The organism is Herpetosiphonaceae bacterium (genome assembly GCA_036374795.1).
Taxonomy (GTDB): Bacteria; Chloroflexota; Chloroflexia; order Chloroflexales; family Kallotenuaceae; genus LB3-1.
In genome coordinates, this window is the sequence record DASUTC010000344.1 from 61,770 (window position 1) to 68,736 (window position 6,967).

The 6,967-nt window shown below is 62.9% G+C and carries 5 protein-coding genes; 2 read left to right on the top strand and 3 right to left on the bottom strand.

Features of this window, described 5'->3' with window-relative positions:
- Positions 1–85 precede the first annotated feature (85 nt).
- Both VFZ66_26825 and VFZ66_26830 read left to right on the top strand, forming a co-directional pair.
- Positions 86–1,522 (top strand): NAD(P)-binding domain-containing protein, encoded by a 1,437-nt coding sequence (locus VFZ66_26825; GenBank protein ID HEX6292828.1) that lies wholly within the window; start codon positions 86–88, stop codon positions 1,520–1,522.
- An 18-nt stretch (positions 1,523–1,540) separates the two neighbouring features.
- A complete protein-coding gene (locus VFZ66_26830) occupies positions 1,541–2,845 on the top strand; it encodes an MFS transporter (GenBank protein ID HEX6292829.1) in 1,305 nt (434 codons plus the stop codon).
- A 92-nt stretch (positions 2,846–2,937) separates the two neighbouring features.
- On the opposite strand, the gene VFZ66_26835 is transcribed toward VFZ66_26830, so the two are convergent.
- The 3 genes from VFZ66_26835 to VFZ66_26845 all read right to left on the bottom strand — a co-directional run bounded on the left by VFZ66_26835 (position 2,938) and on the right by VFZ66_26845 (position 6,616).
- On the bottom strand, positions 2,938–3,837 hold the full coding sequence (locus VFZ66_26835; GenBank protein ID HEX6292830.1) for a class I SAM-dependent methyltransferase: 900 nt from the start codon (positions 3,835–3,837) through the stop codon (positions 2,938–2,940).
- 222 nt (positions 3,838–4,059) lie between these two features.
- Positions 4,060–4,830: a nucleotidyltransferase family protein gene (locus tag VFZ66_26840; GenBank protein ID HEX6292831.1), complete on the bottom strand. Its 771-nt coding sequence runs from the start codon at positions 4,828–4,830 to the stop codon at positions 4,060–4,062.
- Positions 4,831–4,930: 100 nt separating this feature from the next.
- Positions 4,931–6,616: an APC family permease gene (locus tag VFZ66_26845; GenBank protein ID HEX6292832.1), complete on the bottom strand. Its 1,686-nt coding sequence runs from the start codon at positions 6,614–6,616 to the stop codon at positions 4,931–4,933.
- Positions 6,617–6,967 lie beyond the last annotated feature (351 nt).

The window sequence follows — 6,967 nt, forward strand, 5'->3', positions numbered from 1 at the left end:
CGCCGCTCAGTATATGCTGGCCTGACCCCTGTCTATTTTTGTCGCATATATTGATAATCTTCAATATACCGAATGGAGGAATCGTATGGACCGCTCAACTCTTCCGGTGATCGTGATTGGCGCGGGTCCGGTTGGCCTCGCCGCTGCCGCCCATCTCGTACGTCGCGGCGAGACACCGCTCATTCTGGAGGCCGGTCCCGCTGTTGGAGCCAGCGTCCTCAAGTGGGGGCACGTCCAGCTCTTTACGCCCTGGAGCTACGCGACGGATGGGGTGGCGTCTCGGCTTTTGACCGCTGCGGGCTGGAAAGCGCCCAATCCCGATCGCTATCCGACAGGTCGTGAGCTGGTCGAGCACTACCTGCTGCCTCTGGCGGAGCTTCCGCAGATCCGGCCTCACCTGCGCGTGCACACCCGCGTGCGCACCATCACGCGCCAGGGATTTGATAAAATGAAAACGGTGGGGCGCGAGGCCGCTCCCTTTGTCGTCAGCGTCAGCACCGCCGACGGCGCTGAGGAGACGATCCTCGCCAGGGCTGTGATCGACGCCTCAGGCAGCTACCAATCGCCCAATCCCGTGGGTGCCTCTGGCGTCCCGGCGCGCGGCGAACGAGCCGCCGCCGATCGGATCTTCTATGGCATTCCCGATGTGCTCGGCGCGGAGCGCGACCGCTATGCCAACCAGACGGTCCTGGTGGCGGGGAGTGGCGCGTCGGCCTTCAACGCGCTGCTGGATCTCGCAGCACTGGCGGAGAGGGCACCGGCGACGAGGGTAATCTGGGTGCTGCGGCGAGGATTAACCGAGCAGGTCTATGGCGGCGGCGACCTCGATCAGTTGCCCGCTCGCGGCGCGCTTGGGCAGCGCGTGCGCCATCTCGTGGAGCAGGGCACAGTCCAGGTAGCCACCGGCTTCAAGATTACTGCGATCGAGCGCGTAGGAGAGCGGCTGCGGGTGGTGGGCGAGCAGGATCAGCTAGGTCCGGTCGATCAAATCATCGTCACGACCGGCTTTCGCCCTGACCTGTCGATCCTTAGCGAGCTCCGCCTGGCGCTCGACCCGGCGGTCGAAAGTCCGGTGGTGCTGGCTCCCTTGATCGATCCCAACGTTCATAGCTGCGGCACCGTCCGCCCGCACGGTGTTGACGAGCTGAGTCATCCTGAGCCGGATTTCTATATCATCGGGAGCAAGAGCTATGGCCGCGCGCCGACCTTCTTACTGCTGACGGGCTATGAGCAGGCACGCTCGGTTGTTGCAGCGATTGCCGGTGACTGGGAGGCGGCACGGCAGGTACAGCTCGTGCTGCCGGAAACCGGCGTCTGCTCAGGAGATGCCGATAGCGCGGGCTGTGCCGTGACGCTAGGCCCACCCGCGAGCGAGGTTCCACTGCTTACGCTCACGGCAAGCTCAGCCCGCGCTGAGTCGGGAGGATGCTGCTCGTCCAGCGTTCTGGCGACGTGCTGCGAGGCCAATGTCAAGGATACGTGCTGCGGCGCTACCCCGGCGGCGACATGTGGCTGCCAGTAGCTCAAGGAGTGCTTCAGGATGCATAGGATGCTCCATCTCTGGCGCGGTCGCCTCTACTATGGCTGGGTGCTGCTGGGCGCTGTCTCGGTGACAGAGGTGATCTCGTGGGGCATCCTCTACTATGCCTTCACGGTCTTTATCGCGCCGATGCAGGCCGATCTGGGCTGGTCGCGGGAGGCGCTGACGGGAGCGTACTCGCTGGCGCTGCTCTGCTCCGGCCTCGCGGCGGTGCCCGTGGGTCGCTGGCTCGACCGGCACGGGCCGCGCGCGCTGATGACGGCAGGCTCGTGCCTGGGTAGCCTCTTGCTGGTCGCCTGGTCCCAGGTGACGACGCTGTGGAGCTTCTATCTGATCATGGCCGGGATCGGCCTGGTGATGGCGACCAACCTGTATGAGCCGGCCTTTGCCCTGATCGCGACATGGTTTCGGCGGCGGCGAGGCCGCGCGCTCACAATCCTGACCTTCTTCGGCGCGTGGGCCAGCTTCGTGTTCATTCCGCTCAGCGCCCAACTGGTGCTCCGGTACGGCTGGCGAGCCGCGCTGCTGATCTTAGCGATCATCCTGGCCGGAATCACAATCCCGCTGCATGCCCTCGCGCTGCGCCGCTCGCCGGAGGATCTTGGTCTACGCCCCGACGGAGGCGCGGCGGACGAGTCGGTGCCGGTCGTGTCCGAGCCGCCAGACGCGCAGGTGCCGCTTCGGGCGGCGCTCCACGAGGCCGATTTCTGGTGGTTCACGGCGGCGTTTGCGGTCAGCACGTTTGCCACGGTCGCGCTCACGGTGCATCTGATCCCCTACCTGACCGAGCAGGGCGTTTCCGCAGCGAGCGCCGCCAGCGTCGCCGGGCTGTTCGGCCTGATGTCGGTTGCCGGTCGGCTGATCATCGGCCCGCTGGGCGACCGCTACCCGCGCCAGGTTGTCACCGCCGGTCTGATGGGCATGCAGGCGCTAGGCGTGGTGGTGCTGGTGCTCAGTCCTACCACGCCCGGCGCGGTGGTGTCGATCGCGCTCTTCGGCGCGGGGTCGGGGACGCTGACGATCATGCGGGCGGCGCTGCTGGCCGAGCGCTATGGATCGGCGCACTACGGCAGCATCAACGGCGCGATGAGCTTCTGGCTGACCATGGCGCGAACGCTGGCTCCGATCAGCGCCGCGCTGCTGGCGGGACACTTCGGCGGCTATCGCCGCCTGCTCTGGACGATGGTTGTGCTGACCACGCTGGGCGGCATGGCCGTGCTTCAGATCGGCAGGCCATCTGCCGCTGCATCGCGTGCCCTTCCCTCGCGGGCCACACGCGATGACGAGCGCGTCAGGCAGAAGTGATTGTCACCTTGACGGCTACCGACTCGCGGAGAATCATCGGCACACAGGTGGAGCGCTCGACACCGGCATCGCTCAGCGCAGCGCCCGACTCGCTACGTGGCGCTGCTTGGCTTCTGGCCCACGACGATATCCAGCGTCATGTTCTTGATAATCAGATGAGCCAGCTTCAGATAGGTGTGGAAGCGGCGATAGTGCGTGGTCCCGACTAGCTCCACCAGCTCGCTGCGGTGGGTCCGCATATTCGAGATCCAGCGGTCAAGCGTGCGGTGGTAGTGCTCGCGCGGGATCTGCCGCAGCGCCTGCGCCTCAAACCCGGCGTTGTAGAGCAGCGTCAGCTCATCGGCGAGCGTGCGGTAGTTGCCGGTCGTGCCGTAGATGTCGTTCACAAACGCACCGGCGCGCGTCATTTTGATATAGTTTGGATGAACGAAATGCAGCTCCTTGTTCACCATCAGTCCACCGGGCTTGAGCAAGGCATACGCTTTGCCGAAGAAGCCGTCGAGGCTATTGAAATGCACGATCACCTCATCGGTATAGATCGCGTCAAAGCCACGGTCGTCCTGATACTCCTGCCAGTGGCACACGTGAACCTGAGCGTCTACCCCGTGTTTTGCGATCCGCTCCTCGGCTGCCCGCTGCTGCATCGGCGAGAGCGTCAGCCCCACGCCCTGCACCCCATACTGCTTGCATAGATACACCAGCGGCCCGGCCCATCCGCACCCGACATCGAGGATGCGCTGTCCCGGCTGAAGCTGCATGAGCTGGGCCATCAGGTCCAGCTTCGCGGCCTGACTCGCGGTATCGGTGGTCGCGGTATCCCACACGTTGCAGGAATATACGTTCCACTCGCCGCCGGTGATGCGATAGAAAAAGGCTGGCGGCTGTTCGTAGTGGACATTGGTGCGGATCTGGTCTTCGTCGACGGAATAGGACTGGTAGAGTTGTTGTTCCGGCGTGACTAGATAGCGTTTGTGATTCGTCCGGGTACTCATACTGTGCTCCTTTCTTTCCTGCTACCATGCATAAACAGATTGGGACCGACGACGTCGAACCAGCCAGATAGACGCCGAAGGAGACGCGGCCAACCGCGCACCAAATGAATGAACAAAGGAACAAAGAACAAAGGAACAAAGAACAAAGGAACAAGCGAGAATCTTGAACCTTGAACTTTGAACTTTGAACTCGAAACTTAGATCATGCGCCTTAATGCTGCGCTACGGGCTGCGGAGCTGCACCTCTTCGGGCAGATCATACCAGCGCATCCGCTCACCGATCGCCGCGCGCGTCTTCCATTTCAGCGATTTGGGCGCGGTATCCAGGCTCCGGCGCAGCTCGTCGATGCGCTCCTGGATCGTCTGCCTGGCTGGACCAGGCAGTTCATAGCTGCTGGTGAAGGATCGCAGCTTGTCCAGGTTAATCGTGACGGTTTTCCACAGGCCCCAGTCATTGCCGCACAGCCCGCTGATGTGCGCCACGTTGATCGTTTCATGGTCTATCGCGCCCAGCGGATGATCGAGCAGCAGCGCAAGCAGGTCGCGCAGATCCTTCTCGTTGATCTGGACGATCTGAAGCTTCGTCAGCAGCAGCTCGGCCAGCGGCAGCGTCAGCGGCTCAAGCTGGAGCCGCTCGGTGATCGGGATGCGATGGCACATCTCAAAGCTGCCGACGAAGACATCGACCTGGCGCTCGTAGGCGGGATCGTAAAAGAGCAGCCGCGATGCGCCGTTGAGCAGGTTAAACGATTTATCGGGCGTGTAGCCCAGCCCGCTCAGCAGCGTCTCGGCGGCCTGGCCCTCGCGGCGCGGCGTTGCCAGATCGATATCCGGGTAGGAGCGGGCGAGTGTGCGATGCGTCGCGCTTGGCGCGTGCAGCCGGATCGCAAGACCGCCCAGCAGCCGGAGCGTCACGCCCTGCTCGTTCGCAACCGCGATAATCCGCTGGGCTTCGGCGGTAATATCAGCCCGATGGTCGCTGGATTCAGTCATAGCATTCTACTGCAACGTGTCACTAGATTGATCGTGATCGGCCTCGCAGGAGCGACCCGGCCAGATCGCCCCTACGGATCAGCCAGCATGTCGCCGCGATCTACTCGACGGGAATCTCCTTGTAGATCATGCTCATATCGATGCCTTCCCGGCTTTGGCGATAAAAGCGCGCGGCGAAGTAGATCGCGATGGCCGTGCCGTACAAGATTAGCATAAAGATCACTGATGCGGTATTCCGATAGCTGATGCCGTACAGCTGGTTGGGATCGACGAGCCACTGGTAGAGCAGGAACAGCAGGAAGCCCGCGAAGATCAGGCCCGCGATAGTCATGATCGGAATGCCCGCGATGTGATACCTGGCGATCGGCGAGGCGTTATACAGATCTTTCTTGGTGTACGGCAGCAGGATCGCGGCGATCGTCGATCCCAGGTAGGTGATCGCGATCACCAGCGTCGAGGCCAGCGTCAGGCTCTTGAAGCCGAAGACATCCCACACGAAGAGCGCCGAAACCAGCAGCCCCGGCAGCACCATCAGCGCCAGCGCCCAGGTTGGCGTGCGCGTGCGGGGATTGACCGTCGCAACCGCTTCGGGCAGGACGCGATCGAACGCTGCCGCGAAGATGACCCGCGTGGATGAGAGGAACATCGTGCCCGCCCAGCCGAAGAACCAGGCGCTCATCGCCAGCAGCACGATCACCTGGAGCACCGGATTGGTGGTCATGAACATCGCCAGCAGCGCCGGATAGGGCCAGACCGGCAGCGGCGGCATCGTCTCGGTGGTTCCCCAGCGGTAGTTCCAGTAGGCCGCGTTCGCGTTGGTGTAAAAATCCCAGGTGATCGTTTTGGCGATCGAGAGATACAGCAGGATCGCCAGGCCAGTCGTCACCAGCAGGCCGAGCGCCATGCCCCAAAAGTTCTTCTTGAAATCGTCAGCGCCCTTGACCTCGCCGTAGAGCGTCGCGCCCCAGTTGGGCCAGAGATTGAAAAAGACGATATAGGGCATCGCCAGGAAGATCGCGCCCAGGCTGCTGCTCCATAGCGGCTGGATCGCGCCCGCCGCCTGCCCCGCCGCGATCGTCGCGTCGTAGATGCCCGGCGCGGTGCCGAGGAGCCGCGCGGCGTTCGCCTCCAGCCCGGCGCGGAAGGCGGCATTGTCGCCAAAGAGCAGGAACGCGCAGACGACGAGCAGACCCGCGTTGCCGATCCAGAAGCAGAAGCGCTGCACGCGGGCGTAGGTTTTCATGCCCATGGCAATCACGATCGTGACGTAGGCCAGCGTCAAGACGCAGACCGTAAACCATGCGGTGGCGTCCCAGGCAAACCAGAGCGTCGCGTCCCTGGCTCCTACCACCGCAAGCAGCGGCACGAAGACCGTGTGGCGCAGCATATCGGCGTAGAGCGGCGTCCATAGCCAGAGAATGAACCACCAGCCGCAGGTCGCCAGCACAAAGCCGATCCCGCTGCCCAGGACACGGCTCTGCCAGACATAATCGCCGCCAGCGCGGGGCATGACCGAGATCAGCCCGGCGTAGACCACGATCTCGGCCAGAATCAGCGCGGCGCTGATCAGCAGCGTTGGGATCAGCCCGCCCTCAAGGTAGAACATCTGGCTGATGATGTACAATCCAAGCGTGACTAAGTTGACCGAGAAGAAGGCGTAGATGAATGCGTCGAACATCGACCAGGATCGCACCAGGCCGGTCGCCTTGCGCAGGAACAACGTCGACTCGATCTCCCTGGCCGACATTGCCGATGCCTGACGACGTGATGAATCGCCCAGACTCACGTGATTATCCTTTCACTGTTTCGAGTTTCGAGTTTCAAGTCTCACGTTTCAAGTTTCGAGTCTCACGTTTCAAGATTTCGAGGTTGGAGTTCAAGGCCCTCACCCCGGCGCTGCCCTGGCGGGTCCCGTTCCCGCTCGGTGTGCGCAGGCGAGGGGGAGAATCAGTGCCCGGTTCTCGTCGCGTTGTTCTTGGTTCTTGGTTCTTTCGTCACCCAGTCGTCAGCGTATAGCTACGAATCCCCTTGCGCCGATCCAGATCGACGATCGCGCCTTGCAGCACGCCCTGCTCGTACATGCTCCCAGGATTGATCGCCAGCGTCTTGCCAAGCCGCGCCGTGCCTTTGCCCTCGT

Coding starts and splice junctions, on each gene's coding strand:
- VFZ66_26825 (HEX6292828.1), top strand. CDS start 86: ATGGACCGCTCAACTCTTCCGGTGATCGTGATTGGCGCGGGTCCGGTT.
- VFZ66_26830 (HEX6292829.1), top strand. CDS start 1,541: ATGCATAGGATGCTCCATCTCTGGCGCGGTCGCCTCTACTATGGCTGG.
- VFZ66_26835 (HEX6292830.1), bottom strand. CDS start 3,837: ATGAGTACCCGGACGAATCACAAACGCTATCTAGTCACGCCGGAACAA.
- VFZ66_26840 (HEX6292831.1), bottom strand. CDS start 4,830: ATGACTGAATCCAGCGACCATCGGGCTGATATTACCGCCGAAGCCCAG.